Here is a 25,638-nt window from a genome sequence, read left to right as displayed (position 1 = left end):
AGGAGTCACGGTTGCGAATTGCAGTGGATGCGATGGGCGGCGACAACGCACCGCGCAGTACGGTGCAGGGAGCATTGGCTGCCGTCAAGGAAAACCCATCTCTAACGATTGTATTGGTGGGGGATGAACAAGGCATTCGGAGCCAGCTGTCGGGAGAAATACCGGCAAACATAGAGATTGTACCTACTACGGAAGTGATCGATCCAGATGATGAGCCGGTAAAGGCCGTACGCAGGAAGAAAAACTCTTCCCTTGTCGTGGCTGTGCAGATGGCTCGTGAGAATCTGGTCGACGCTGCAATCTCAGCAGGTAATACGGGCGCACTTATGACGGCCGGACTTTTGTATGCAGGTCGCATGGAAGGAATCGAGCGTCCAGCTCTTGCTACATTTATTCCGAATATCAAAGGCCGTGTCACTCTTACGCTGGACGTAGGGGCCAACATGGACGCAAAACCTCATCACTTGCTGCAATACGCAGTTATGGGGAGCTTGTACGCGGAGCGTGTTCTGGGATTTGAAAAACCGACCGTTGGCTTGCTCAACGTAGGAACTGAAGAAGGCAAAGGCAATGAACTGACAAAAGCCGTCTTCCCTCTGCTGACCAATGCCGACTTAAACTTTGTAGGGAACGTAGAGGCTCGAGATGTCCTGGAAGGGGCATGCGATGTCCTTGTATGCGACGGATTTGTAGGGAACGTTTTGCTGAAAGCTGTCGAAGGAGCTGCTGCTACAATCTTTTCACAGCTCAAGCAGGAGTTTACTTCCAGCCTGATTAATAAGGTAGGAGCGGCAATTCTGAAGCCAGGGTTGATGCGCTTTCGGAAACGGATGGATTATGCGGAATACGGGGGAGCACCGTTGCTCGGTTTGCGCAGCCCTGTGATCAAGGCTCATGGTTCCTCGGATGCCAAAGCCGTGAAGAATGCAATCGCTAGTGCAGCTACCTTCGTCCAGCAAGATGTAAACGAAATTATTCAGAAGGAACTACAGAAAAATATGACGGGAGAAAGCGAGTGAGGCAGATGAATGGCAAACGTTCAGTAGGTATTTTGGCAACAGGTTCATACACCCCTGATCGGGTGTTGTCCAACTTTGATCTGGAAAAAATGGTGGATACGTCGGACGAATGGATCGTCTCTCGCACCGGTATTCGCGAACGCCGCATCAGCTCTGCAGATCAAGCTTCTTCCGACCTTGCCTATGAAGCAGCGAAGAAGGCATTGGAAAGTGCGAAGCTAAGCCCGGAACAGCTGGATCTGATTATCGTGGCAACGGTGACCCCTGACACGATGTTCCCTTCGACTGCGTGCATTTTGCAAGAGAAACTGGGTGCGAAACGTGCGGCAGCGATGGATTTGTCCGCGGCTTGCACAGGCTTTTTGTACGGAGTTACGACAGCGACCCAGTTTATCTCCAATGGACTTTATAAATACGTTCTCGTTGTTGGTGTCGAGAGCCTTTCCAAAATTACGAACTACAAAGACCGCAATACCTGCGTGCTCTTCGGAGACGGGGCGGGCGCAGCTGTAATCGGGGAAGTGCAAGACGGCTATGGCTTCCAATCCTTTGAGCTCGGCGCTGATGGATCGGGCGGCCCACTGCTTTGCCAGCCAGCTGGCGGATCGCGTATTCCTGCCTCCAGCGAATCCGTTGAAAACAACCTGCACTACTTGTCGATGGCGGGTGGAGAAGTATTCAAATTTGCTGTGCGCGTCATGAATTCTGCGACAGAGGCGGTCTTGACGAAAGCAGGCTTGACGAAGGACGACATCGATCTGTTGGTCCCGCATCAAGCCAACAAACGCATCATTGACTCTGCCGTACAGCGCTTCGGTTTGAGCGAGGATAAAGTAGTCATCAACCTGGACCGTTTCGGAAACATGTCTTCGGCTTCTATTCCAGTTGCGCTGGATGAGGCAGTTCAAACAGGTCGTGTAAAAGAAGGAGACCACTTGGTGCTGGTTGGCTTTGGTGGCGGTCTGACATGGGGAGCAACCCTGTTGAAATGGTCCACAACCCCTGCTGAAGGGAGCGAGAAGTAATGGGTAAGGTAGCATTTGTTTTTCCGGGGCAAGGCTCGCAGTTCGTAGGCATGGGCAAGGCACTGTCTGAACAATCGGAAGCAGCTCGCAACGTCTTTCAGCAAGCAGATGAGGCACTTGGTTTTGCCTTGTCTGGGCTTTGCTTTGAAGGTCCGGAAGAGGAGCTGCGTCTGACCGCAAATACACAGCCGGCGATTTTGACGATGAGCGTTGCCGTTTTGGCAGCCTTCCAGGAAAAGCAGCCGGATTTTCAGCCTGACTTTGTGGCAGGTCACAGCTTGGGTGAATACTCCGCGCTGGTGGCGGCAAATGCGCTTCGCTTTTTCGATGCAGTCAAAACCGTTCGCGCTCGCGGTCAATTCATGGAGGAAGCGGTTCCTGCTGGTCAGGGAGCGATGTCTGCTGTACTGAACATGGATCGTGCTGCTCTTTCTGCAATATGTGAAGAAGTGACGGCATCGGGTCATCCCGTACAGCTGGCTAATATGAACTGCGCGGGACAGATCGTCATCTCCGGTTCGGCAGAGGGTGTCAAGCTGGCTGGCGAGAAAGCAAAAGAAGCGGGAGCAAAACGCGTTCTTCCGCTAAATGTGAGTGGTCCTTTCCACTCCAGCCTGATGCAGCCGGCTGCTGACAAACTGCACGCAGTACTAGCAGAGGTTTCTGTGGCCGATGCGAAAATTCCTGTGGTTGCCAATGTATCTGCGCGTCCAGTAACAGAAGCTCGGGCAATCGTTGACAGTCTCGTGAAGCAGGTTTCTGCTCCAGTCCTGTGGGAAGACTCCGTGCAATGGATGGTAGAGCAAGGCGTGACGACTTTCGTGGAAATTGGACCGGGTAAAGTTTTGGCAGGCTTGGTGAAAAAGATTGCTCCAGCCGATACGAAAATTATCTCCGTGCAGGATATGGAATCGTTGACGGAGCTTTTGAACGGAGGGTTATGATGCTAGCAGGAAAAACAGCTTTGGTTACAGGAGCATCTCGCGGGATTGGCCGTGCCATCGCGTTGAAGCTGGCTGAAGCAGGTGCCAATGTGGTAGTAAACTACGCAGGCAGCGAGACAGCTGCAGCAGAAACGGTCGCTTTGATCAAAGAAAAAGGCCGCGATGCCATCATGGTACGCGCGAACGTTTCGCAGACAGAAGAAGTCAATGAAATGTTCAAAGCGGCTCTGGATCATTTCGGAGCGATTGATATTCTCGTGAACAACGCGGGGATTACTCGCGACAATCTTCTGATGCGCATGAAGGAAGACGAGTGGGACGACGTGATTGCCACCAACCTGAAGGGTGTGTTCAATTGTCTGAAAGCGGCTACCCGTCCCATGATGAAGCAGCGCTCCGGAAAAATTATCAACATCACCTCAGTGGTGGGCGTTCTCGGCAACCCTGGTCAGGCAAACTACGTAGCCGCAAAAGCAGGCGTGATCGGTTTGACGAAGACAGCTGCACGTGAGCTGGCTACCCGCGGCATCACTGTGAATGCGGTAGCACCCGGTTTTATCGATACAGAAATGACTTCTGTCCTCTCTGAAGACGTGAAAGCTTCCATGATGGGGCAGATTCCTTTGGGCAGATTGGGGCATACAGACGACATCGCTTCCGTCGTCCTGTTCCTGGCATCGGATGCAGCCAACTATATGACTGGCCAAACCCTTCATGTAGACGGCGGTATGTACATGTAGCCATAAGCATTTGGGGTGGCTTTCAGACGAGGTTTATCGCAGATGGCAGCTGTTATCTCTAAACTGGTTTTTTGGAAGCTCATCCACTATAATACGGGAGAGGGGGTGAAGCAAGATGGCAGATACATTGGAACGTGTGAAGAAAATCATCGTCGATCGTCTGGGTGTAGATGAGTCCAAGATTACTTTGGAAGCTTCTTTCAAAGAAGACCTGGGCGCTGACTCCCTGGATGTGGTAGAACTCGTAATGGAACTCGAAGATGAGTTTGATTTAGAGATTTCTGACGAAGATGCTGAAAAGATCACTTCTGTAGGTGAGGTTGTTAAATACATAGAATCTCACAAGTAGATCCATCAGTTGGAAGTCCCGTAAGCGTACGGGACTTCTCCTTCATTACCAACTGTACATAACTGCAACGGTTTTGTGGAAAGAACAAACTATCACTTGAAGTAAAATAGTAGCAGAATGCTGACTTTCATATAGAGGTGATCGTTAATGAAACGAAGAGTGGTGATTACTGGCGTCGGAGTCATCTCCCCAGTGGGGAACGATGCGCAGACCTTCTGGAACAGCTTGTTGGAAGGGAAATCAGGGATTGATCGCCTGACTGCATTTGACGCCTCTGACTATCCAACGCAAATCGCGGGGGAAGTGAAAGATTTTAACCCTGAGCTTTACATGGATAAAAAAGAAGTTCGACGTACAGACCGATTCGTTCAATTCGGATTAGCTGCTGCAAAAATGGCAATTGAAGATGCCAAGCTGGAGATCACAGCTGAAAATGCAGAGCGAGTGGGTGTATACATCGGATCCGGCATTGGGGGTCTGTCCACGTGGGAGGAGCAGCATACCGTACTGCTGGAAAAGGGTCCACGTCGCGTAAGTCCTTTCTTCATTCCTATGTTGATTGCGAACATGGCATCGGGTGCCGTTTCCATCCAATATGGTGCGAAGGGCCCGACCTCTAGCGCGATTACCGCGTGTGCGACCGGTACGAATGCGATTGGCGACGCACTTCGCTTGATCCAGTTTGATCATGCCGATGTGATGATTGCAGGCGGAGCAGAAGCAACCGTGCGTCCGATGGCGTTTGCTGGTTTTTGCTCGGCGAAAGCCATGTCGACCCGCAACGACGAGCCGCAAAAAGCAAGTCGTCCGTTTGACGTAGACCGTGATGGTTTTGTCATGGGCGAGGGCGCAGGTGTTGTGATCCTCGAAGAGCTGGAGCACGCGAAAAAACGCGGAGCTACGATCCTCGCAGAAGTCATCGGGTATGGCATGAGTGCAGACGCGCATCATATCACATCCCCATCTCCTGGTGGTGAGGGCGCAGCCCGTTGCATGACGAATGCGTTGAAGGACGCAGGCATCGATCCGACAGAAGTCGATTACATCAATGCGCATGGTACGTCCACGGACCAAGGCGACATCGCGGAGACGCAAGCGATCAAAGCAGTATTTGGAGAGCATGCCTACAAGCTGGCTGTCAGCTCGACCAAATCGATGACTGGTCACTTGCTCGGCGCAACTGGCGGGATCGAAGCGATCGCGTCTGCGTTTGCTCTGCGCGATCAGATTTTGCCGCCTACCATCAACCTGGAAAATCAGGATCCGGAATGTGATCTGGATTACGTGCCAAATCACGCGCGAAAAGCAAATGTCAATGTGGCTGTTTCCAACACCTTTGGGTTCGGTGGCCACAACGCGACAGTGGTCTTGAAACGATACGAAGCATAAATGAGTCCTACTGATAGAATGAGTAGGAAGTCTCCTGGAATGGTGGTGAGGGTGATGAGTTTCGCAGAGCTGCAAGAGAGAATAGGCGTACGCTTTCACGATGAGAGCGTGCTGCGGCAGGCATTCACCCATTCTTCCTACGTGAACGAGCAACGCGGAAAGCGGATACAAGACAATGAACGGCTGGAGTTTTTGGGGGATGCAGTTCTCGAGCTGACCGTTTCCCAGTTTTTATACAAGACGTTCCCCAAGATGAGTGAAGGGGAAATGACAAAGCTTCGTGCTGCCATTGTCTGTGAACCGTCTCTGGTGAAGTTTGCTGAACTACTGAATTTCGGCGATCTCGTTCTGCTGGGAAAAGGGGAAGAGTTGACGGGAGGACGTCAGCGACCTGCCTTGCTAGCGGACGTATTTGAAGCATTTGTTGGCGCCCTTTATTTGGATCAAGGCGTGGATGCAGTATTTACCTTTATGGAGAAATACGTCTATCCTCGGGTAGATAAGGGAGAGTTTGCCCAGGTAACCGACTTCAAGAGCCAGTTGCAGGAATTTGTTCAACAAGACAATCTGGGAGACATCCAGTATCGCATCGTAGAAGAAAAAGGACCGGCTCATAACAGAGAGTTTGTATCAGAGGTACTGTTAAACAATCGTTCGTTGGGAGTTGGCTCGGGACGCTCCAAGAAGGAAGCGGAACAGCAAGCTGCTGCACGTGCATTGGTTAAGCTGGGAGATAAATAATACGCTGTGAACAGAAGGCTGCACCAACTCGATTCGGGTGGTGCGGCTTTCTCTTTTCCCCCTGTAAACATTGGGAAATTACTGCGAGAGGAACTCTTCTATGGTACACTTATGTCGATATGACGAAGTAGCTGATTGTAGGTAAGCTCCTGTCTGTTTTGCAGGAGCTTCTTTTCGAGCAAGTCGCTTGCCTTCATGAAAGGGAGGGACTTGTTTCATGCCTTCATTCGAAAGAGGCTGTGAAGGAGGACCGTCAGTATGTATTTAAAACGCCTGGAACTGGCAGGGTTTAAGTCCTTTGCCGACCGGACGGAGCTGGAATTTGTACCTGGAGTAACGGCGGTAGTCGGCCCAAATGGAAGCGGAAAAAGCAATGTCTCCGATTCCATCCGTTGGGTGTTGGGTGAGCAGAGCGCCAAGTCGCTTCGCGGAGCAAAAATGGAGGATATCATTTTTGCCGGCAGTGACACGCGAAAGCCCGTCAATTTTGCCGAAGTGACCCTTACGTTGGACAATACGGACCGTTCCCTCGATGTAGAGTACTCCGAGGTGTCGGTGACCCGCAGAGTATATCGCTCCGGCGACAGTGAGTATTACATAAACAACAGATCCTGCCGTCTGAAGGACATTATGGAGCTGTTCATGGATACCGGCTTGGGAAAAGAAGCGTATTCGATTATCGGGCAAGGGAAGATCGAGGAAATCCTCAGTACAAAATCCGAAGATCGACGCGGTATTTTTGAAGAAGCGGCCGGGATCGTGAAGTATAAAACGAGAAAACGTGAAGCGGAAAAGAAGCTGGATGAAACCGAGCAAAATCTCGTCCGTATTCATGACATAGTCAGTGAAATTTCCGAGCAAATTGGACCTTTGAAGGAACAAGCCGATACAGCTCGTACTTACAAAGAGCTTCATCGCAAGCTGGTGGAGCACGAGGTAGCCCTCTACGTGCAGCAAATCGAAGCGGCCCATGCCAAATGGGAAGCCGCTACCCAGCGTGTGCAGGAGCTGCAGGAGCAGCTGGTCGGTCAATCTACAGCGGCATCGCAGCAAGAAGCAGAGCTTGAGCAAGCGCGCTTTCACGTGACGCAAATTGACCAGTCTATCGAAGAGCTGCAGCAAGTGCTTTTGACAGTAAGCGAAGAAGCGGAGAAGGTAGAAGGCCAACGTGAAGTATTGCGGGAGCGGATGCGCAACCTGAATGCCAACCGGCAGCAGACGATGGAGCAAATGCACCGGATCACGGAAAAGCAGCACGCCGTGGAAGCGGAGCTGGCGGAGGAGCAGGAACGCGCACAGGAAGCCAGTCGCCGCATGACAGAAGCCAATACCTCTCTGCAAGAGGCAGAGGGACAGTTTTTCTCGATGGTCCAATCGCTGACTGACGATGTAGAGCGCTTGAAAGGCGATTATTTTGAAAAGCTGAATGAAATGGCCAATCTTCGCAATGAAATGCGCCATCAGCAGCAGCTGGTGCAAACGAGCCAAGCGCGCCTCGACCGTCAGCTTGCAGGAAAAGAGCAGCTGGATCAGGAAGAGCAGCAGCGTTTGTCCAAGCTCTCCGCTTTTAAAGAACAGCTAGAGACAATCGATCAAACGATTCAAGAGACTGTCGCAGGGTATAAGTCGTTGATGGACAAGGTTCGCGAGGGACAAGCTCGTTTGGAGACGGCACGTCGCGAGCTGCGCGGCTGGGAGCAAAAGAAGGAAGCAGCCAAATCGCGTCTGGATCTATTGAAAGAAATGCAATCGGAGTTCGCCGGGTTTCAACAAGGGGTAAAAGAAATCTTGAAGGCCCGCGAACGCGGCTTTGCAGGGATTCACGGTGCAGTAGCTGAGCTGGTCGTCGTACCACAGCAGTACGAAACAGCATTGGAAGTCGCACTGGGTGGTGCCCTGCAAAACGTTGTCGTGGACAATGAAAGCGCCGGACGTGCTGCTATTGCCCACTTGAAAAAGCACAATGCAGGTCGAGCGACGTTTTTGCCGTTGGATGTCATTCGGCCCCGTCAGCTCTCGGCTGAGGACAAACGACAGCTGGCAAAAGAGTCCGGCGTCGTAGGGATCGCAAGTGAACTTGTTTCGTTTGAAGAGACGTATCGCCCGATTCTGGAGTCGATGCTCGGCAATGTAATCGTCACAGAAACGCTTGAGCAGGCCAACCGGGTTGCCCGCACGTTAAGCTATCGCTATCGCGTGGTCACACTCGAAGGGGATATTGTCAATGCAGGCGGCTCCATGACAGGGGGCGCTCTGAAAAAGAACAGCTCCAACCTGCTCGGCCGAAACCGTCAAGCGGAAGAGCTGGAAGGCCAAATGGTCGAGATCGATCAGGCAATTTCTGGGCATGCTACGCATATGGATCAACTGGTGAAAGAGCTTCGCCAGATGGAGCAGGAACAGGAAGCGCTACGCAGTCAGGGAGAAGCTCTGCGTTTGAAGGAGCAGGAGGTCAAAGGCCTGTACCAGCAAACCGAAGCAGAAGGAAGGTCCTTGGGCGAGCGGACGAAGCTGGTTGAACAAGACATCGCTGGCTACCGCAAAGAGATGGAAGACGCTCTTCGCAAGCAGGAGGAGCTGCAAGCGTCTCTGGCTGCGATGGATGCACAGGAAAAAGAGCTGGCTGCCCAGATTGCAGCAGCAGAAGCCAAGCGCCAGGAGCAGCTGGAATCCAAGGAAGAGATGAATCAGAAAATCACCAGTCTCAAAGTGCTAAATGCGCAGGTTATGCAGGAGCATCAGTCTCGCTTGGAGCAGACAGAGCGTTTGCTGGAGCAAAAAAGCACGCTGCAAAAAGAATGGGAAGAGCAAAACGAGGCGCTTGCCTCTCTCGATGAGCTGGAGAGAACCAACGAGTCCTCTGGATCTGAGCTGGATGAAAAAATTGCGGAGATGCGCCAGGACAAAGACCGGGTAGCCGGTTTAATCCAGGAGCGCCGCAGTGAGAGAGCTACGCTGTTCTACAAGCAAGAGCAGGTTGAGCAGCAAGTGAAAGAGCTTCGCAGGGAGGTCAAATCCCTCGAAGATAAGCTGCATCAAGAAGAGGTTAAGGTGAACCGCAACGAGGTCGAGCTGGATCACCTGTTGAATAAACTCTCCGAAGAATACGAAATGAGCTACGATCTGGCGAAGCAAAAGTACCCGGCTCGCGGTGAGATCACAGAAGAAATACAAATTGTAAGCCGCCTCAAAAAGCAGATTGGCGCTTTAGGCACCGTGAATCTGGGCGCGATTGAGGAATACGAGCGTCTGTCTGAACGCCAGCAGTTTTTAAGCACACAGGAAGCCGACCTGAATGAAGCGAAAGATATGCTCTATCAGGTCATTCAGGAAATGGACACGGAGATGTCGCGCAGGTTCAAAGAGACGTTTGATGCCATTTCCGAGCAGTTCCGCGACGTGTTTGTCAAACTGTTCGGTGGAGGACGTGCAGACCTGCTCCTCTCCAATCCGGACAATCTGCTGGAAACAGGGATCGATATCGTGGCACAGCCTCCGGGCAAGAAGCTGCAAAACCTGGCTCTGCTCTCTGGTGGGGAGCGTGCTTTGACAGCGATGGCGCTGCTGTTTGCGATCCTGCGCGTGAAGCCGGTACCGTTCTGTGTCCTCGATGAGGTCGAGGCAGCGCTTGATGAGGCAAACGTCAACCGCTTTGCCGAGTACATGCACCATTTCAGCAACCAGACCCAGTTTATTTGTGTCACTCACCGCAAAGGGACGATGGAGAGCGCGGATGTGCTCTACGGGATCACGATGCAGGAGGGCGGCGTTTCCAAACTGGTATCTGTGAAGCTGGAGGACAGCGACAAATTTATCGAATCCGCTTCGTAATCTTAGCGGCTGAATCATTATTACCCGCAAAGGAAGATGAAAATGAGCTTTTTTAAGCGCCTACGTGACGCGATCGTACAAAAATCAGAGGAGGTCACTCAGAAGTTTACGGATGGACTGGCGAAAACGCGTGATCTCCTTGTGGAAAAGGTAGAGGATCTCGTCCGCCGCTACAAAAAAATCGATGATGATTTCTTCGATGAGCTCGAGGAAATTTTGATTACCTCCGATGTCGGCGTCAACACCGTCATGGAGCTGATTGACGATCTGCGGGGCGAAGTACGAAAGCAAAAAATCGAGAATGCCATCGATCTGCAGCCGATTCTCTCAGAGAAGCTGGTTGCTCTCTTGAAAAATGACGAGGTGGCAGATACAGAGCTGAACGTGCAGGATGGCCGTCTGAACGTGATCCTGTTCGTAGGGGTCAACGGAGTAGGGAAGACGACAACTATCGGGAAAATGGCTCACATGTTCAAGCAGCAGGGCAAAAAGGTTTTGCTTGCAGCAGGAGATACGTTCCGTGCCGCGGCGATTGAGCAGCTGGAAGTGTGGGGTGAGCGCGTAGGTGTAGACGTCATCAAGCAGCAGCAAGGCTCCGATCCTGCAGCTGTCATCTACGATGCGATCCAGGCAGCGAAATCCCGTCAGGTAGACGTGCTCTTGTGCGATACGGCTGGACGCCTGCAAAACAAGGTCAATCTGATGGAGGAGCTGGCAAAGGTTCACCGCGTCCTGCAGCGTGAGCTTCCAGGGGCACCTCATGAAGTATTGCTCGTACTGGATGCTACGACAGGGCAAAATGCTCTTTCCCAAGCAAAGACATTCGGGCAGTCAGCGGGCGTAAGTGGTCTTGTTCTGACCAAGCTCGACGGTACCGCAAAGGGAGGGATCGTCATCGCGATCCGCAACGAATTGAACATCCCTGTGAAGTACGTAGGACTGGGTGAGAAAATGGACGACTTGCAACGCTTTGATCCAGAGCAGTTCGTTCATGCGCTGTTCGCTGGCCTGATCCAACAGGAAGTAAATGAGGAACAAAAAGAGGCGTAAAATCGTTCTACCAAATCAATAAAAAATGATGTCAATAAAAAACCTTGACACTGGGTGTGGAATTGGGTACTATAATCTACGTGCTGTAAAGAAAAAGTCTTTACAGTTTGCACCGAGTACCTCATAGCAAAGGATTGGTTGTCATGTTGGAAAAAACCAATCAAGTCAATCTCTTGTTTGATTTCTACGCGCCGCTACTCAAGGGCAAGCAGCGTGAATATCTGGAGCTGTACTATCTGGATGATTTGTCGCTCGGAGAGATCGCCGAGATGCATGAGGTCAGTCGCCAAGCTGTTTATGATCACATCAAGCGGGCCGAAAAGCAGCTGTTCGAATACGATCAGAAGCTTCATCTCGCGGACAGGCATGAACAACGCATGGATGCACTGAACCGAATGAAAGAGCTTGTGAATGAGCTTGCGGATAGCGATACAAGAGACGAACTGAACACTTTGCTCCACCAACTGTCAGAGATGGATTAGGAGGGCTCGCATGGCGTTTGAGAGCTTAGCCAATCGGCTGCAGAACGCGTTTGACAAACTGCGAGGCAGAGGCAAAATCGATGAAACCGTCGTGAACGAAGCGATGCGTGAAGTACGACTTGCCCTGTTGGAAGCAGATGTTAACTTTAAAGTAGTAAAAGACTTCGTTGCTCGCGTTAAGGAGCGCGCAGTCGGTCAGGATGTCATGAAAAGCCTGACACCTGGCCAGATGGTTATCAAGATCGTGAACGAAGAGCTGGTCGAGCTGATGGGTGGCAGTGTCGCTCCATTGACGATGGCTCACCGCCCGCCGACTGTCATCATGATGGCAGGTTTGCAGGGGGCAGGGAAAACGACCACGACTGGTAAGCTGGCCAAGCATTTGCAAAAACAAAACCGCAAGCCGCTTCTCGTAGCAGGCGACATTTACCGCCCAGCAGCGATCAAGCAGCTTCAAGTTTTGGGTGAGCAGCTCGGAGTACCCGTCTTTACTCTCGGAGATCAAGTCAGTCCGGTAGACATTGCACGACAAGCGATTGAGCATGCCAAAGCAAATCATCTCGATGTGGTTATCATCGATACGGCAGGTCGACTGCACATCGATGAAGCACTGATGGATGAGCTGAAGCAGATTCGCGAGGTTGCGAGGCCCGATGAAATCCTGCTCGTCGTCGATGCGATGACTGGACAAGATGCCGTCAATGTAGCAGAGAGCTTTAACAGTCAGCTGGAGCTGACCGGTGTGGTTCTCACCAAGCTCGATGGCGACACCCGAGGCGGTGCAGCGTTATCTGTCAAAGCAGTCACCGGCAAGCCGATCAAGTTCGCGGCGATAGGTGAGAAGCTCGACGCACTGGAGCCGTTTCATCCGGACCGTATGGCATCCCGTATCTTGGGTATGGGTGACGTGCTCAGCCTGATTGAAAAGGCGCAGGCAAACGTTGACGAAGAAAAGGCGCGGGACATGGAACGTCAGATGCGTCAAGGTGAGTTTACCTTCGACATGTTCCTTGACTCTATGCAGCAGCTGCGCAACATGGGTCCTTTTGAAGATATTCTCGGCATGCTGCCAGGAATGAACAAGATGAAGGGCAAAATGAACGTCGATGAGAAGCAGATTGCCCGTGTAGAAGCAATCGCCAAGTCCATGACGAAAGCGGAGCGAGCCAATCCTGATTTGCTCAATGCCAACCGCCGCAAGCGTATCGCAAACGGCAGTGGAACCAGCATTCAGGAAGTGAACCGATTCATCAAGCAATTCGATGAAATGAAGAAGATGATGAAGCAGTTCTCTGGCGCCGCCGACAAGATGATGAAGAAGTCCAAGAAAAAGGGCGGACTCGGACTCCCGTTTATGGGGAAGGGCGGAGGCAAAAACCAGGGTGGCATGAACTTCCCGTTTAATTTCAAACCGCCGTTCAAATGATGGAGCATGAACTCTCTTCGCGGCACTGACTTGTCAGCTGACGCGATGGTTCAGATATAGTAGCACCAACGCGAAGGAATATCGCGTTGATTTATACAGGAGGTGACACAACATGGCAGTTAAAATCCGTCTGAAGCGTATGGGTTCCAAGAAAGCTCCTTTCTACCGTGTAGTAGTAGCTGACTCTCGTTCCCCTCGTGATGGCCGTTTCATTGAAGAAATCGGTTACTACAATCCGGTTGCACAACCGGCAGTGGTGAAAATTGATACCGAAAAAGCGGTACAATGGATCCTGAATGGTGCAGCTCCAACTGATACCGTTCGTAACCTTCTCTCCAAAGAAGGCGTTATGGCTAAAGTACACGAAACCAAATACGGCAAATAAGCCGTTCATCTGGAGGTCTGATGATGAAAGCGCTGGTCGAAACGATCGCAAAAGCTCTCGTCGATCATCCGAATGAGGTTCGTGTGAATGCAGTGGAAAAAGAGCGTACTCTCGTCTTTGAATTGTCGGTCCACCCTGATGATATGGGGAAGATCATTGGCAAGCAGGGACGGATCGCGAAAGCACTGCGCACGGTCGTGATGGCGGCATCCGTGGAAACGGACAAGCGTGTCACGGTTGAAATTGTTTGAGTGAAAAGGCTGGGAGCATTCCCAGTCTTTTTTCTTCATGTTTTCGAATGAGCGATTCTGGGCGAGTCGAGGGGAGTGGCACAAATGCTCACTATTTTTCGTTCGGTACAGGTCAAGATCATCATGACGGAAGCCTCCCGCGCTGCACTGGTTGAACAATATGCAAGACAGATCCGCCAGCAACGCGACTCATGGGAGCAGTGGCAGTTTCAAACGAAAAAGATACTCGCTGACGCAAAGAAAAAGTCAGCGGATACATACGCACTCGCACAAGAGAAAGTGGCACGGGAAGAAAAGCAGCGCAAAGAGAAAATGGAGATTCTTCAGTTTCAGCTGAGGCAGGCAGAGAATTTGCCTGAGGGCAGCGAAATGGACTATCAAACGGTACAAAGCCCCGTAACGGTGCAAATCGGTGATGTTTGGGATGAAATCATAGCGGGAACGGAAATCCTGATAAAAGATGGTCAGGTACATGAGATTCGCGGGCGAGCATCAGAACAAAGGTAAGCGTTCATAGGAGGATGGGATCGATTGGAAAAGCGTTACTATGGAGTGGGGAAGCTGGTCAATACACACGGCTTGCGTGGAGAAGTGCGAATCATTCCGACGACTGATTTCCCTGATCAGCGTTTTCGTAAAGGGAACGAGCTGTTATTGTTCCACCCGACACTTGCAGAACCACTGAAACTAAAGATTGCAACTCGCAGGCCGCACAAAGGGTTTGAGATATTGAGCTTTCATGGCTATTCAAATATTAACGATATCGAGAAGTACAAGGGCGGAGAGCTGAAAATACCAGAAGAGTCCCTGATGGAGCTGGAAGAAGACGAGTTTTACATCCATCAGTTGATCGGGTGTGAAGTGGTTACGGACCAAGGGGAAGAGCTGGGGAAAATCGTCGATGTGATGCAGCCAGGAGCAAACGATGTTTGGGTCGTAAAAGGCAAACGTGGCGAAATCCTGCTGCCCTACATCGACGATTGCATCAAAGAAGTGGATGTCAAAGGCAAACGCGTGGTCTGCCATCTGATGGAAGGCTTGCTGTAGGGAGGATTCGTATTCACATGCGCATTGATATACTCACCCTGTTTCCCGAGATGTTTGCGGGGGTTTTATCTAGCAGCATTTTAGGAAAAGCGCGTGAAAAAGAGATCGTGGACTTTCACGTAACGAACTTTCGCGACTTCTCAGAGAGCAAGCATGGCACTGTAGACGATACCCCATATGGCGGCGGAGGAGGCATGGTGCTCAAGCCGGAGCCGTTGTTTCGGGCGGTTGAATCCATGGCAGGCGAGAAGAAGCCTCGTGTGATCCTCATGTGTCCACAGGGAGTCCCCTACAATCAGAAGCTTGCAGAGGAGCTGGCAAAGGAAGAGCATCTCGTATTTGTTTGCGGTCACTACGAAGGCTATGATGAGCGTATCCGCGAGCATTTGGTCACGGATGAGATTTCTATCGGCGATTACGTTTTGACGGGCGGAGAGCTGGCAGCGATGGTCGTGATCGACAGTGTTGTTCGGCTTCAGCCTGGAGCACTGGGCAATCAGACGTCCGCTGTAGAGGATTCCTTTTCAACGGGTCTCCTGGAGTACCCCCACTATACGAGACCGGCTGAATTTCGCGGCTGGAGGGTACCTGACGTCCTTCTTTCCGGACATCATGCCAACATCGTGAAATGGCGCCTGAAGGAGTCCCTGAGACGTACCAGTGAGCGCAGGCCGGATCTGCTGAAGAGACTCGAGTTGACGGCTGAAATGAAGAAGCTCCTAGCAGAACTGGAAGCAGAGAAAAAAATTACAGACAAACCGTAAAAACATCCTTGTAGTCTCACGCCCAGTGTGCTAATATATTTCTTGTGGCAATTTTGCCCGCTGACTAAGGCGGTCCGCTACTCGTATCTCAGGCATATGCGCTGAGCCAGCTATTGGTAGACGAGTAAGAACGTCTGATCGGAAGGAGGGAATTCAAATGAACCAAGTAATCCGTGAATTGGAAAAAGAGCAATTGAAACAGGACATTCCTGCGTTCCGACCTGGTGACACCGTTCGTGTACACGTTAAGGTAATCGAGGGTCAGCGTGAGCGTATTCAGCTCTTCGAAGGCGTTTGCATCCGCCGTCGTGGTACTGGTATCAGCGAAACTTTCACTGCTCGTAAGATTTCTTACGGTGTAGGTGTTGAGCGTACCTTCCCATTGCACACGCCTAAGATCGACAAGATCGAGATCGTGCGTCATGGTAAAGTACGTCGTGCGAAACTGTACTATCTGCGTGATCGCGTAGGTAAAGCAGCTCGTATTAAAGAAATCCGTCGATAAGCGTTTGCTAAAGCATAGGAAAGAGGACTGGTCTGCTAGCCAGGCCTCTTTTTTCCATTTAGGGCAAGAATGGCAAGTAGACATGGCTGCACCAAGGATCAAAACAAAGCACAAGCCAACTGTTCGGAGGGTCGGATCATGAACGAAGAAGTTACTTCCACCCGCGCCAAGAAAAACGAACTATGGGAATGGACCCGCGCGCTGGTTATTGCGATTATCCTAGCGTTTCTCATCCGGACCTTCCTATTCGCCCCTTTTATCGTAGAGGGCGAGTCCATGGAAACCACCTTACATAACAATGAAAAATTGGTTGTAAACAAAGCCATTTACTATATGGAGGACCCGAAGCCGGGAGATATTATCGTGTTTCATGCAGAAAAAACACGGGATTATATCAAGCGGGTGATCGCGGTCGCGGGAGATACGGTGGAAGTCAAAAACGATCAGCTTTTTATAAATGGGAAGCTGGTAGAAGAGCCATATCTTGCACAACATAAAGAAGAGGCAAAAAAACAGGGAGAACTCGTTTTCACACATGATTTCCCTTTGGTAAAAATCCCTGCCAATCACATCTTCGTCATGGGAGACAACCGTTTAAACAGCACGGATAGCCGGATTATCGGACCTGTGGCTGTCAGTACGGTTGTTGGTCGCGCTGAATTTACGTTTTGGCCGATCGGCGATATCCGTATGACAAGATAAGGTGGGAATATGTAAGAACAGCAGCAAGGTAGGTGAGACATACATGACCATTCAATGGTTTCCGGGGCACATGGCGAAAGCGCGCCGGCAAGTGACGGAGAAGCTCAAGCTGATTGATGTGGTCATCGAGTTGCTGGATGCACGGCTTCCTTTATCCAGCCGCAACCCGATGATTGATGAAATTGTCGGCGATATGCCCAGACTGATTTTATTGAACAAGGCTGATTTAGCGGACGAAAAAGCAACCGATCAATGGATGTCCTATTTCCGCGGGCTAGGGATCCGCACGCTTCCGATTGACGCATTAAGTGGTAAGGGTGTGGGTAAGCTGCCTGAGCTATGCAAAGAGCTAGCTGGCGATATGCTGGCGAAGCGAGCAGAAAAGGGTATGCAAGGACGTGCGATCCGCATTATGATTTTGGGAATCCCAAACGTCGGCAAGTCGTCTCTGATCAATCGACTGTCCAAGCGCTCTGTTGCCCAGACCGGTGATCGCCCAGCTGTGACAAAAGCGCAGCAGTGGGTGAAGATGGGGGATACACTCGAGCTTTTAGATACACCAGGTATTTTGTGGCCGAAGTTCGAGGACCAAATGGTTGGCTTGCGGCTAGCAGCAAGTGGCGCGATCAAGGACGAGCTCATTGACTTTACAGAAGTTGCTCTGTTTGTGATCAGCTACATGATGCACTACTACCCAGAGAGATTGGTAGAGCGCTTCAAGCTGAAGGAATTGCCCGACGATCGAGTGAAAATGCTTGAGGAGATCGGAAAAAAGCGAGGCTGTCTCGTTTCAGGGGGAAACATTGACTACGACAAGGCGGCAGAAATCTTCTTGCGAGAGCTGCGATCCGGTAAGCTGGGTCAAGTATCTGTAGAGCGCCCGATCGATTGGGAAATGGACGAACCGATTGGCAAACCACTCTCGTTATCTGAATGAATGAATGAGCGTTGAAAAACCTGTCTATCCCTCATGGTAGGCGGTTTTTTTATTCGGATCGGGATGGAAAAAGCTTGGAGTAGCCAGGTATTCTAAATGAAGAGAAGCTATTTATCCGTACATAAGGAGAAAGCAGTCAATGAATATGGCAGAACTGTCGATAAAGGAAATAAGAGAATGGGTCGAAAAATTGGACGAGGTACCCAAAGATTTTTTACAATTGTTAAAGGATGACAAGCGGGCAGGGGTTCAAGAAATTGCCCGCAAAGCTGAGGCAGCAATAGCACGTAGAGAGAAGCTGGCGGCACAGTGGACAGAAATGACGCAGTACGAGCGTTCTTTACGCGAGAGTGGGCACGTGCATTTGTTTGGGATCGATGAAGTGGGACGGGGTCCTTTGGCAGGGCCAGTAGTTGCTGCGGCAGTTTGTTTGCCAGCAGACTTCTATTTGCCGGGCTTGAATGATTCGAAGAAAGTGCCAATTGCGACTCGTGAGGCTTTTTATGAGATCATCATGCGTGATGCGACGGCTGTTGGCATCGGAATCGTAGACGCCTTTCGTATCGACGCTATCAATATTCTGAATGCAACGAAAGAAGCGATGCTCCTCGCTATTCAAAATGCTTCCATCGCACCTGATGCGTGTCTGATCGATGCTGTTCAGCTTGCAGGGCTCAGCTGCAAACAGGTCCCGATCATTGGTGGAGATGGCAAAAGTGTATCCATTGCAGCCGCATCGATCGTGGCAAAAGTCACACGAGACCGCATGATGGTTGACTACGGACGTGAATTTCCTGAGTACGGATTTGAAAAACACGCAGGTTACGGGACAGCAGAGCATTTGTCTGCGATTGAGCGCTTTGGAGCGACTCCGATTCATCGGAAGACGTTTACCGGCGTAAAAGAGCAAGCATAATGAAGCTGTTGTTTTGGGCCTAGCAGGAGGTGTGAGTACCATGTTTTCTCCATCACAGCTGATTCAATCGCTGGTGCAGCGCGCACCTGCTTCTACGCCCAAACCGGTCGAACTGACGCCAGGGCAAGTGTTTAAAGGAACCGTGATCAAGCAATACCCGGATAATATGGCTCTCGTTCAAATAGGCGGGACGCAAGTGCAGGCAAAGCTGGAGACCAAGCTAGAACAAGGACAAAAGGCATGGCTCCAAGTCCAGCCATCCTCTGATGTCGTTACCTTGAAGGTGTTGGATACGCAACCAGCGGGCGGAGGGAAAGAAGCCTCCCTGGAGGGACTGATCAAATCACTCGGGCTGCCTGAAACTAAGGAAAGCAGAGCGATCGTAACTGCTCTGATGAATGCCAACCTACCCGTCTCGAAAGAAACCGTTCAGGCTTTCACGGCAGTCGCTGCTCGTCTCGGAACGAGTGACGCCACAGTGGAGGCATTCATGATGGCAGTAAAGAGAAACCTGCCGCTTACTCCAGATACCGTATCGGGATTAAAAGCGTTTCTTTCCGAAAAGCCTGTCAGTGTCGGCATACAGAACTTTCTGCTGCAAGCGACAAAGTTTCTGGAGGATGCGACAGCTGCATCCGCAGCGAATGGGGGAAATACCCCGAAAACAGAAGGTCATACGACGCTAGCTGACACAGGGCTGCGGCAAGTGGTCGCCATGCTCAAAGAAAAAGTGGGAGCTCTGCCATTAGCCCTTTCCAACCAGGCTGAGATAGAGCCACAGAATGCGATCCCAGCAAGTTCTACTACTGCCCAAGGCCGCACACAAACAGACGCTCAGATAGCCCAGAGCTCAGGCAAGGCATCGATCACTGCAGCAGGCTCAGAGGTTCTCGTCCAGAGCACAGACAGGAAGAGCGGAGAAGCAGGAAGCATTCAGCTGGCAAGAGAGCAGGGGAATCATCCAAAAGAAGCGGCAACGCCTCCGCCTGTCCGCCTCGCTCAAGCTCAAGGAGAGAGTCAACCTGGACAGAACCTTCTCCCGCCGAAAGCAAGCGGTCAGGCTCTGGCTGCAGGGGTAGCTGTTAGCTCAGTAGAGAACCCTCAGCTCGATTCGACTCAACAACCAAAGGGAACGGGAAGCGGATCTGTCCAGCCAGCTGCGCAGCAAACAACGGAAGAGAGTCTTGTTGCAGTTAACCCACGGACACCTGGAGAGGCAGCCTCTGCGATCCGCGGCCATGCGGATACTCCCGTGCAGCAGCTAACGGGTAAGAATACGGATGCAGCTGGAAAGAACCCCATCCAGGAATTGTTCCGGCAGATGGGTATGGCCCACGAGCGGGAATTAATGGGGCAAACATTATCGGGAGCAGTGTCCGATGGGGCGCTTCACAAGCAGCTAGAGTCGGTCAAATCCTTGCTCATGCAAATTACACAGTCACCCAATCATACCGTGCCTGCTGGATTGCGGGATGCAGCCGATCAGCTGCTGCAGCAAGTCACCGGACAGCAATTGATGATGCTTCAGCCAACGAACCAAGCCTTATCCCAGATCGTGCTGCAAATTCCGATCCGCTCGGCACAAGGCGAAGACACGGCCTATGTGCAGATCGAATCCAAGAAAAAAGACGGCGGGCAGCTCGATGCTGATAATTGTCGGCTCTTTTTCCACCTTGAGCTGAAAGAGATGGGAACGACGATGATCGATGTAGGCATCGTAAATCGAATCATTAATCTGCAAATTTTTAATAATGCGCCTTGGGTCGACGAGCTCGTACAGGGCATGAAAGAAGGCTTTGCCCAGCAGCTGCAGGAAGTTGGATTTCAGCTATCAGCCGTACGTGTGCAGGACATACCGAAGCAAAAAAATAGCACCTTAATGACAACGGGAGCAAAGGGCGCGATCCTCTCTGATTACAAAGGAGTGGACCTGCGGATATGAGTCAGTCCCAATCTTCCGATAGCAAACGGATACAAGCCGTCGCCTTAAAATATCAGGCGGGTTCGATGGAAGCTCCAAAGGTCGTGGCAAAAGGAAAGGGATACGTAGCTGAGAACATGCTGAAAACGGCAAAGGAACACGATATCCCCGTGCAGGAGGATCCATCGCTGGTGGAAGTGCTAGGGAAGCTCGATTTAGATCAGCAGATCCCACCGGAGCTGTACCAGGTGGTTGCAGAAATCCTGGCCTTTGTCTACCGATTGGATAAGGGAGGAGCCGAGAAGCGATGAGTCAGCAGCGGAGGGCTTTGGGGCAAGCAGGGGAGCAGGCTGCAGAGATCTTCCTGCGGCAAAAAGGTTACAAAATTCTCGGACGTAATGTGAGAACCCGGCGAGGGGAGATTGATTTGATCGCGTCCATCGGAGAAACGCTTGTTTTCGTTGAAGTGCGCACGAGGAGCAGCGGGCGACATGGTACTGCTGCCGAATCAATCACCTGGAGAAAACAGCAGAAGCTAAGAGAGCTGGCCATGGACTACCTGCAAAGCAGCACTGGCTTTGTCCCTGCCTTTCGTTTTGATGTGATCGCCATACAAGGACAAGGCATGAGTGGGATAGACATGGAGGCAAGCATCGAGCACATTGAGCATGCCTTTTAAAATCGGGCTCAGAAAAGCACTGCGATTGGGGATATGTCTACATCAACCGCCTGTGAATCAGCGTACTATGTACTGTACTCGACGCGATGAAACTCCTCCAAGCATCAACATGAGCTTTCCAGCGTATCAGCTGGGAAGCATTTTTTTGTGAGAAAACAAAAACCCTGCCTGATCGGACAAGCAGGGTACATGAGAAAAAGGTTAATTACTTTCGAATCTGATCGTTTAATTCGGTTGCCGTGCCGGCTATGTGATCGAAGGCTGCCCGGAGCTCTTGAAGGCTGGCAGCATGGTTTTGTGATTCTGAACTGACGGATTGAATAGAGACGTTCATTTTTTGAATAGAGCTTTCAATGAATTTCAGCTGCTTTTGAATTTCTTCCGAAGCGTCCTTGCTTTGGGTAGCCATTTTGCGGATCTCGTTCGCCACAATGCTAAACCCACGCCCATGCTCTCCAGCTCGAGCTGCCTCAATCGCCGCATTCAACCCGAGCATGTGGGATTGCGATGCCATATCGTTTACAAAGGATAGGACTTTAAAAATCTTTTCAATTTCCGCTGTCACAAATTGAGATTCACTTGAGACCGTAAGAATTTGTTCATTGACATGTATAGAAGCAGCAGCGACTTGATCTGCTGTTGCCGTCATTTCCTCTACGGTAGCTGCGAGCGAAGAGGAGACGGTGCGGATGTTTTCAATCTTCGTATTGGCAGTCAAAATCGTGAGGCACCCGACGAGCTTTCCATCTTCAAAAATGGGGGTAGCAGAAGAGATATAGGGGACCCCGCAAACTTCTGGTCCCTGTTCCTGCGTCATTTTCTTTCCACTGTGCAGCGCCTTCTCCGTTATGGTGCCCTTGATCTCGCCTATTAAGGTTCCAGGCTTTGTTTCCATGGATAGTGTATTACTTTTTAAAAAGGCTAAGTATTTTTCCGTATCCGTCAAGGCTACACATGCGTCTTCTGCTTGACTCGCCTTGATTTCCTCCAGGCATGCTAGCAATGCTTCTAATTTTGGCGACATGAAGTAAATTCCCCCTGTATATTCTCTCATCTAAAACGGAATCAAAAGATCAATCATGGTGTGTGGAAATCTATTCTTACTTGCATCGGCAAAAACGAAGAAAAGTGTGAATAGACAAAAGTAATTAAAAATAACAAATGTTTTTCAAAAAAAGCGCCCGAGATAATGTGACATTTTTCCACATCCTACGTCAAATGATATAGGAAAACAATTAGGAGGTAAATCATGAATCAAATGAAGAGAAAGATTTTTCAAACACTGACGCTAGCTTTGGCTACGACGTGTGCAGTCCATTTCGGGTTACCAACGAGTACATATGCCCAAACAACAGTACAGGCGCAAGCCGAGGGATTAAAAGCGAATGTCAATGTAGTCAATTTGAAGACAGGTAAAACGGCTACAGTGAAGTTGACGTATAATGGGCAGGCGCTAGATGCATCTCGAGCGACTTGGAGTGTAAACAACACAGGCATCGCTACTGTAAACAAGGGTGTTGTAACTGCGAAGAGCCCCGGAATGACCTATCTATATGCAAAGTACAATGGTAAAACTGTGAGTATCAAAGTGAGTGTATCGGATCCAGACAAATTAACGTCCAGTGAAACCAAAGTAACGATGAAAAAGGGAAAAGAACAAACCATTACTTTACGATACAATGGGAAGGCTTTGGAATCAAAAAAAGGAACGTGGACCACTTCCAATAGCTCAGTAGCCACTGTGTCTAAGGGAGTTATCACTGCCAAATCAAATGGTACTGCAATCATTCGTGCTACGTATGCCGGCTTGACAGTATCAATCGAAGTAACTGTGGATGGCACCTCTTCCGGGAAGCTAGAGGCAAATGAGTCCGAATTAAACCTGGATAAAGGCGATAAGAAAACTATCAAGCTGCGCTATGATGACGAAAGTCTTGCAGGTTCCAAAGCAACTTGGTCCACCTCCAAGTCCTCTGTAGCTACCGTGGATGACGGTGTCGTAACGGCAAAAGGAAAAGGTACAGCGATCATCACAGCAAAATACAAAGGCTACGAGGTCGAAATTGAAGTAAATGTCGACGGAAGCAGCTCCGGAAAACTGGAAGTGAAAGATGACGAAATTTCCTTGAAAAAGGGAGAAAAAGAAACCATCAAATTGACGTATGACGGAAAAAGTGTTTCCGCATCTAGTGCAACCTGGTCGACATCCAAATCTTCCGTAGCTACTGTGAGTAAAGGTGTAGTTACCGCGAAGGGAAAAGGTAGTGCCATCATCACGGCAAAGTACAAAGGGTACGAGGTTGAAGTTGAGGTTACTGTCAAAGATTCCAATCAATTGGAAGTAGATGACACTTCGATCACCATCAAAAAAGGCAAGAAAGAAACGATCGATCTGTACTACGACGATAAATTCTTGACGGCTAGCAAAGCAACATGGAGCACCTCCAATTCTTCCGTAGCAACAGTAAATAAGGGTGTGGTCACTGCCAAGAAAAAAGGAACGGCGACGATCACTGCAAAATATAAAGATGAATCGGTTAAAATCAAAGTAACTGTAAATTAATCTAAGAACATCTCAGAAGCCCACGAAATCCTAGAGTCTAGGAACGTGGGTTTTTTTCAAAAGGAAGACATGTAAATATTGGAAGATAAAAATAATAATGGTAATATAGATAAATGGGAAAATTTGCGAAAGATAGTGAGGAGGTTCACATGAAATCATTTTTCAAAATCATGCTTGCGCTGGTGATGGCTTTTGGTTTTTCCGTAGCTAGTGTAGCTGCTGCAGACGAGACAAATTCTACTGATCTAACGGCAGAATCACCATCCAAGGTCAAACCAGTATTTCAAGGTTTACCAAGCTCGTTGGAGGTAGGCAAGAAGTACAAATTAACAGTCAACACAGAATACGTGGGGGAATTAGTTGATCAAGGTAAGTTTTTCTTTCTAATTTCCAATGGAGAAAAAGTAGAAAGTGTAAAAACCACAGCAGATCGTTCCAAGAAAAAATATACGACGACAGGCTATTTTACTCCAAAGGCTGAAGGAACCTACATATTACTTTTTGGGATCAAGCAAAAAAGTGCTTCTGGAGAAATCATTGAAGGAAATGCCGAAACAAGCTTCAAACCGATTGACAAAAACAAAATAAACTTGACCGTGTCTCCTAACCAAATTACAGCAAAGCTTGGTGAAGAGATCCCTGTCCTGGTGACGTACAACAGCAACGTGACTACCAAACTTGAGTTTAACCAAAAAGTGACGGAACTCGGGTCCAGTAGAAAAAGCGGGGTTTACCGTAAAGTATTCCTGTGGAAACCAGAGAAAAAAGGCGAATACACGCTGAAAGTGAAAGCGAGTCAAACCAGATACGACCGCATAGAAACAAAAGAGATCAAGATTGTGGTAGAATAATGGTATCGCCAGACCCTCTCCTTGTGTCACGATAGGAAGAGGGTCTTTTCATACCCACTTCCACGCGGAACATGAGAAAGAAGGTAGTCCTATGGCATTCTATTCGGCTGCGCTGTTCACATTGGTGGCGGATCAGCTGTCCAAATACATCGTACGACTCACCATGTCTGTTGGAGAAACGATCTATATCAGCTCCATTCAGCTCACCCATTATGAAAATGCAGGAATGGCCTTTAGCCTGTTTCAAGGGTATGCGCGCTTGTTTGCTGTGGCGGCGATCTTGTTTGTCATTGGAGTACTCTACTACCGCAAGCATGAAGCGCCGAAAGGAACCATGATCAATGCCGGATTAGGTTTTCTGGTGGGTGGCGCTGCTGGGAACGGAATCGATCGAATCCTTTTCGGGAAAGTAACTGATTTCTTAGTGTCGCGTTCTGGAGATGGTATCCTCAACTTAGCCGATCATGCGATTAACGTGGGCATACTATTGCTCCTGATTCAAGGCATTTATACATTTGTAGTCGACAAATGGGTGAAGTACGCAAGAAGGAAGAATGTACGGTGATGACGGCACAGGCACGAAATAAGGATGCTGGGCAGCTTGCACGTCTAAAAACGTCTGTCCCCCATACATTAATGGAAAGGGAGAATAGCGGGGAGGACGAGTCTATGACGATGAGAAGGGCATTTGGCATGCTGTCAATCGCTGCTGGCGCGATCTGCCTGATTCAAACAAGTGGGAAAATGCCGATCAGTTTTAATATCATCCTGATTGTACTCACGGTAGCTTTGGTTATACTCGGGATGCATTTGTTAGAACGTTGACCAGCAGATAGCTGGTTTTTCTTTTGACTTGATAGGGGTATATAGTAAGCCCTTACAAATTGACAGGAAAAATAAAAGAGTATACATTATGTTTAAGTGTTTAAACGCTTAAGTTTTTAAACTCTTTTATCAAGCGCGATTCGATGGCCGTTTCGCATCATCTTAAATTATTACGTCAGCAAGGCTTGATTCAAGTTCAGCAAAAAGGGACGCAGCGATTTTATTCTCCTTCTTTACAAGATGCCATTCATTTACTAAAAGAGCTGACGAATCATTTAGAAGAAGATGTAGTAAAT

At 49.8% G+C, this 25,638-nt stretch carries 28 protein-coding genes; 27 read left to right on the top strand and 1 reads right to left on the bottom strand.

From position 1 onward, the window contains the following. The first annotated feature begins 11 nt into the window (after positions 1-11). The 23 genes from plsX (at position 12) to ACLIN2_RS18135 (ending at position 21,103) form a co-directional block, all read left to right on the top strand. Positions 12-1,019, top strand: a complete 1,008-nt coding sequence (gene plsX / locus ACLIN2_RS18245; protein ID WP_122959481.1) for a phosphate acyltransferase PlsX — start codon at positions 12-14, stop codon at positions 1,017-1,019. A 5-nt stretch (positions 1,020-1,024) separates the two neighbouring features. Further along, on the top strand, positions 1,025-2,044 hold the full coding sequence (locus ACLIN2_RS18240) for a beta-ketoacyl-ACP synthase III (RefSeq protein ID WP_092266963.1): 1,020 nt from the start codon (positions 1,025-1,027) through the stop codon (positions 2,042-2,044). Then, a complete protein-coding gene (gene fabD, locus ACLIN2_RS18235; protein WP_411501757.1) occupies positions 2,044-2,988 on the top strand; it encodes an ACP S-malonyltransferase in 945 nt (314 codons plus the stop codon). Before ACLIN2_RS18240 ends, fabD begins: the two co-directional genes overlap by 1 nt. Next, positions 2,988-3,728, top strand: a complete 741-nt coding sequence (gene fabG / locus ACLIN2_RS18230; protein WP_411501756.1) for a 3-oxoacyl-[acyl-carrier-protein] reductase — start codon at positions 2,988-2,990, stop codon at positions 3,726-3,728. The genes fabD and fabG overlap by 1 nt, the downstream gene beginning before the upstream one ends. A 115-nt stretch (positions 3,729-3,843) precedes the next feature. Further along, positions 3,844-4,077: an acyl carrier protein gene (gene acpP / locus ACLIN2_RS18225; RefSeq protein WP_005834336.1), complete on the top strand. Its 234-nt coding sequence runs from the start codon at positions 3,844-3,846 to the stop codon at positions 4,075-4,077. A 147-nt stretch (positions 4,078-4,224) separates the two neighbouring features. After that, positions 4,225-5,466, top strand: coding sequence for a beta-ketoacyl-ACP synthase II (gene fabF, locus ACLIN2_RS18220; RefSeq protein WP_327928738.1), 1,242 nt, complete (start codon positions 4,225-4,227; stop codon positions 5,464-5,466). 54 nt (positions 5,467-5,520) lie between these two features. Further along, complete coding sequence (gene rnc, locus ACLIN2_RS18215) at positions 5,521-6,207, top strand: ribonuclease III (protein WP_281274546.1); 687 nt, start codon at positions 5,521-5,523, stop codon at positions 6,205-6,207. 258 nt (positions 6,208-6,465) lie between these two features. Next, positions 6,466-10,038 carry a chromosome segregation protein SMC gene (smc, locus tag ACLIN2_RS18210; protein ID WP_411501755.1) on the top strand — a complete coding sequence of 1,191 codons (3,573 nt, stop codon included), beginning with the start codon at positions 6,466-6,468 and terminating at the stop codon, positions 10,036-10,038. A gap of 42 nt (positions 10,039-10,080) precedes the next feature. Continuing rightward, the gene (gene ftsY, locus ACLIN2_RS18205) at positions 10,081-11,088 is read left to right on the top strand and encodes a signal recognition particle-docking protein FtsY (RefSeq protein WP_092266617.1); all 1,008 of its coding nucleotides are present in this window, start codon (positions 10,081-10,083) and stop codon (positions 11,086-11,088) included. Positions 11,089-11,231: 143 nt separating this feature from the next. Then, the gene (locus ACLIN2_RS18200) at positions 11,232-11,570 is read left to right on the top strand and encodes a putative DNA-binding protein (protein WP_327928741.1); all 339 of its coding nucleotides are present in this window, start codon (positions 11,232-11,234) and stop codon (positions 11,568-11,570) included. 10 nt (positions 11,571-11,580) lie between these two features. After that, the gene (gene ffh, locus ACLIN2_RS18195) at positions 11,581-12,996 is read left to right on the top strand and encodes a signal recognition particle protein (RefSeq protein ID WP_411501754.1); all 1,416 of its coding nucleotides are present in this window, start codon (positions 11,581-11,583) and stop codon (positions 12,994-12,996) included. Positions 12,997-13,108: 112 nt separating this feature from the next. Further along, positions 13,109-13,381 carry a 30S ribosomal protein S16 gene (gene rpsP, locus ACLIN2_RS18190; protein WP_092266620.1) on the top strand — a complete coding sequence of 91 codons (273 nt, stop codon included), beginning with the start codon at positions 13,109-13,111 and terminating at the stop codon, positions 13,379-13,381. A 23-nt stretch (positions 13,382-13,404) separates the two neighbouring features. Then, positions 13,405-13,632: a KH domain-containing protein gene (locus tag ACLIN2_RS18185; protein ID WP_055746934.1), complete on the top strand. Its 228-nt coding sequence runs from the start codon at positions 13,405-13,407 to the stop codon at positions 13,630-13,632. An 84-nt stretch (positions 13,633-13,716) separates the two neighbouring features. Next, positions 13,717-14,139, top strand: a complete 423-nt coding sequence (locus ACLIN2_RS18180; RefSeq protein ID WP_092266621.1) for a YlqD family protein — start codon at positions 13,717-13,719, stop codon at positions 14,137-14,139. A 24-nt stretch (positions 14,140-14,163) separates the two neighbouring features. Continuing rightward, positions 14,164-14,679: a ribosome maturation factor RimM gene (gene rimM / locus ACLIN2_RS18175; RefSeq protein WP_411501753.1), complete on the top strand. Its 516-nt coding sequence runs from the start codon at positions 14,164-14,166 to the stop codon at positions 14,677-14,679. 17 nt (positions 14,680-14,696) lie between these two features. Further along, positions 14,697-15,443: a tRNA (guanosine(37)-N1)-methyltransferase TrmD gene (gene trmD / locus ACLIN2_RS18170; protein WP_092266623.1), complete on the top strand. Its 747-nt coding sequence runs from the start codon at positions 14,697-14,699 to the stop codon at positions 15,441-15,443. Between the two features lie 157 nt (positions 15,444-15,600). Continuing rightward, positions 15,601-15,948, top strand: coding sequence for a 50S ribosomal protein L19 (gene rplS, locus ACLIN2_RS18165; protein ID WP_055746938.1), 348 nt, complete (start codon positions 15,601-15,603; stop codon positions 15,946-15,948). Between the two features lie 138 nt (positions 15,949-16,086). After that, positions 16,087-16,650, top strand: a complete 564-nt coding sequence (gene lepB / locus ACLIN2_RS18160; protein WP_092266624.1) for a signal peptidase I — start codon at positions 16,087-16,089, stop codon at positions 16,648-16,650. Positions 16,651-16,693: 43 nt separating this feature from the next. Continuing rightward, positions 16,694-17,587 (top strand): ribosome biogenesis GTPase YlqF, encoded by an 894-nt coding sequence (ylqF, locus tag ACLIN2_RS18155; RefSeq protein WP_411501752.1) that lies wholly within the window; start codon positions 16,694-16,696, stop codon positions 17,585-17,587. A gap of 139 nt (positions 17,588-17,726) precedes the next feature. Continuing rightward, positions 17,727-18,503, top strand: a complete 777-nt coding sequence (locus ACLIN2_RS18150; protein WP_092266626.1) for a ribonuclease HII — start codon at positions 17,727-17,729, stop codon at positions 18,501-18,503. A 40-nt stretch (positions 18,504-18,543) separates the two neighbouring features. Next, positions 18,544-20,445 (top strand): hypothetical protein, encoded by a 1,902-nt coding sequence (locus ACLIN2_RS18145; protein ID WP_411501751.1) that lies wholly within the window; start codon positions 18,544-18,546, stop codon positions 20,443-20,445. Next, complete coding sequence (locus ACLIN2_RS18140) at positions 20,442-20,735, top strand: EscU/YscU/HrcU family type III secretion system export apparatus switch protein (protein WP_092266628.1); 294 nt, start codon at positions 20,442-20,444, stop codon at positions 20,733-20,735. The genes ACLIN2_RS18145 and ACLIN2_RS18140 overlap by 4 nt, the downstream gene beginning before the upstream one ends. After that, positions 20,732-21,103, top strand: a complete 372-nt coding sequence (locus ACLIN2_RS18135; protein WP_411501750.1) for a YraN family protein — start codon at positions 20,732-20,734, stop codon at positions 21,101-21,103. The genes ACLIN2_RS18140 and ACLIN2_RS18135 overlap by 4 nt, the downstream gene beginning before the upstream one ends. A 205-nt stretch (positions 21,104-21,308) precedes the next feature. Here the strand turns inward: ACLIN2_RS18135 and ACLIN2_RS18130 are convergent, their stop codons facing one another. Then, positions 21,309-22,127: a methyl-accepting chemotaxis protein gene (locus ACLIN2_RS18130; protein ID WP_411501749.1), complete on the bottom strand. Its 819-nt coding sequence runs from the start codon at positions 22,125-22,127 to the stop codon at positions 21,309-21,311. A gap of 225 nt (positions 22,128-22,352) precedes the next feature. On the opposite strand from ACLIN2_RS18130, the gene ACLIN2_RS18125 reads away from it, so the two are divergent. The 4 genes from ACLIN2_RS18125 (at position 22,353) to ACLIN2_RS18110 (ending at position 25,342) form a co-directional block, all read left to right on the top strand. Continuing rightward, on the top strand, positions 22,353-23,666 hold the full coding sequence (locus tag ACLIN2_RS18125) for an Ig-like domain-containing protein (protein ID WP_411501748.1): 1,314 nt from the start codon (positions 22,353-22,355) through the stop codon (positions 23,664-23,666). Positions 23,667-23,815: 149 nt separating this feature from the next. Further along, complete coding sequence (locus tag ACLIN2_RS18120) at positions 23,816-24,517, top strand: hypothetical protein (RefSeq protein ID WP_411501747.1); 702 nt, start codon at positions 23,816-23,818, stop codon at positions 24,515-24,517. Between the two features lie 91 nt (positions 24,518-24,608). After that, positions 24,609-25,082 (top strand): signal peptidase II, encoded by a 474-nt coding sequence (gene lspA, locus ACLIN2_RS18115; RefSeq protein ID WP_411501746.1) that lies wholly within the window; start codon positions 24,609-24,611, stop codon positions 25,080-25,082. Then, positions 25,079-25,342, top strand: a complete 264-nt coding sequence (locus tag ACLIN2_RS18110) for a hypothetical protein (protein WP_411501745.1) — start codon at positions 25,079-25,081, stop codon at positions 25,340-25,342. The genes lspA and ACLIN2_RS18110 overlap by 4 nt, the downstream gene beginning before the upstream one ends. The last annotated feature ends 296 nt before the right edge of the window (positions 25,343-25,638 follow it).

This window comes from Brevibacillus centrosporus, from assembly GCF_046622605.1.
Lineage (GTDB): Bacteria > Bacillota > Bacilli > Brevibacillales > Brevibacillaceae > Brevibacillus > Brevibacillus centrosporus.
The sequence above is the reverse complement of the archived record's forward strand: the minus strand, read 5'-3'. Positions and strand labels throughout refer to the sequence as shown.

What these genes read in the sequence shown, in the direction of transcription:
- ACLIN2_RS18240 (WP_092266963.1), top strand. Translation starts at nt 1,025, where the DNA reads ATGAATGGCAAACGTTCAGTAGGTATTTTGGCAACAGGTTCATACACC.
- fabD (WP_411501757.1), top strand. Translation starts at nt 2,044, where the DNA reads ATGGGTAAGGTAGCATTTGTTTTTCCGGGGCAAGGCTCGCAGTTCGTA.
- fabG (WP_411501756.1), top strand. Translation starts at nt 2,988, where the DNA reads ATGCTAGCAGGAAAAACAGCTTTGGTTACAGGAGCATCTCGCGGGATT.
- acpP (WP_005834336.1), top strand. Translation starts at nt 3,844, where the DNA reads ATGGCAGATACATTGGAACGTGTGAAGAAAATCATCGTCGATCGTCTG.
- fabF (WP_327928738.1), top strand. Translation starts at nt 4,225, where the DNA reads ATGAAACGAAGAGTGGTGATTACTGGCGTCGGAGTCATCTCCCCAGTG.
- rnc (WP_281274546.1), top strand. Translation starts at nt 5,521, where the DNA reads ATGAGTTTCGCAGAGCTGCAAGAGAGAATAGGCGTACGCTTTCACGAT.
- smc (WP_411501755.1), top strand. Translation starts at nt 6,466, where the DNA reads ATGTATTTAAAACGCCTGGAACTGGCAGGGTTTAAGTCCTTTGCCGAC.
- ftsY (WP_092266617.1), top strand. Translation starts at nt 10,081, where the DNA reads ATGAGCTTTTTTAAGCGCCTACGTGACGCGATCGTACAAAAATCAGAG.
- ACLIN2_RS18200 (WP_327928741.1), top strand. Translation starts at nt 11,232, where the DNA reads ATGTTGGAAAAAACCAATCAAGTCAATCTCTTGTTTGATTTCTACGCG.
- ffh (WP_411501754.1), top strand. Translation starts at nt 11,581, where the DNA reads ATGGCGTTTGAGAGCTTAGCCAATCGGCTGCAGAACGCGTTTGACAAA.
- rpsP (WP_092266620.1), top strand. Translation starts at nt 13,109, where the DNA reads ATGGCAGTTAAAATCCGTCTGAAGCGTATGGGTTCCAAGAAAGCTCCT.
- ACLIN2_RS18185 (WP_055746934.1), top strand. Translation starts at nt 13,405, where the DNA reads ATGAAAGCGCTGGTCGAAACGATCGCAAAAGCTCTCGTCGATCATCCG.
- ACLIN2_RS18180 (WP_092266621.1), top strand. Translation starts at nt 13,717, where the DNA reads ATGCTCACTATTTTTCGTTCGGTACAGGTCAAGATCATCATGACGGAA.
- trmD (WP_092266623.1), top strand. Translation starts at nt 14,697, where the DNA reads ATGCGCATTGATATACTCACCCTGTTTCCCGAGATGTTTGCGGGGGTT.
- rplS (WP_055746938.1), top strand. Translation starts at nt 15,601, where the DNA reads ATGAACCAAGTAATCCGTGAATTGGAAAAAGAGCAATTGAAACAGGAC.
- lepB (WP_092266624.1), top strand. Translation starts at nt 16,087, where the DNA reads ATGAACGAAGAAGTTACTTCCACCCGCGCCAAGAAAAACGAACTATGG.
- ylqF (WP_411501752.1), top strand. Translation starts at nt 16,694, where the DNA reads ATGACCATTCAATGGTTTCCGGGGCACATGGCGAAAGCGCGCCGGCAA.
- ACLIN2_RS18150 (WP_092266626.1), top strand. Translation starts at nt 17,727, where the DNA reads ATGAATATGGCAGAACTGTCGATAAAGGAAATAAGAGAATGGGTCGAA.
- ACLIN2_RS18145 (WP_411501751.1), top strand. Translation starts at nt 18,544, where the DNA reads ATGTTTTCTCCATCACAGCTGATTCAATCGCTGGTGCAGCGCGCACCT.
- ACLIN2_RS18140 (WP_092266628.1), top strand. Translation starts at nt 20,442, where the DNA reads ATGAGTCAGTCCCAATCTTCCGATAGCAAACGGATACAAGCCGTCGCC.
- ACLIN2_RS18135 (WP_411501750.1), top strand. Translation starts at nt 20,732, where the DNA reads ATGAGTCAGCAGCGGAGGGCTTTGGGGCAAGCAGGGGAGCAGGCTGCA.
- ACLIN2_RS18130 (WP_411501749.1), bottom strand. Translation starts at nt 22,127, where the DNA reads ATGTCGCCAAAATTAGAAGCATTGCTAGCATGCCTGGAGGAAATCAAG.
- ACLIN2_RS18125 (WP_411501748.1), top strand. Translation starts at nt 22,353, where the DNA reads ATGAATCAAATGAAGAGAAAGATTTTTCAAACACTGACGCTAGCTTTG.
- ACLIN2_RS18120 (WP_411501747.1), top strand. Translation starts at nt 23,816, where the DNA reads ATGAAATCATTTTTCAAAATCATGCTTGCGCTGGTGATGGCTTTTGGT.
- lspA (WP_411501746.1), top strand. Translation starts at nt 24,609, where the DNA reads ATGGCATTCTATTCGGCTGCGCTGTTCACATTGGTGGCGGATCAGCTG.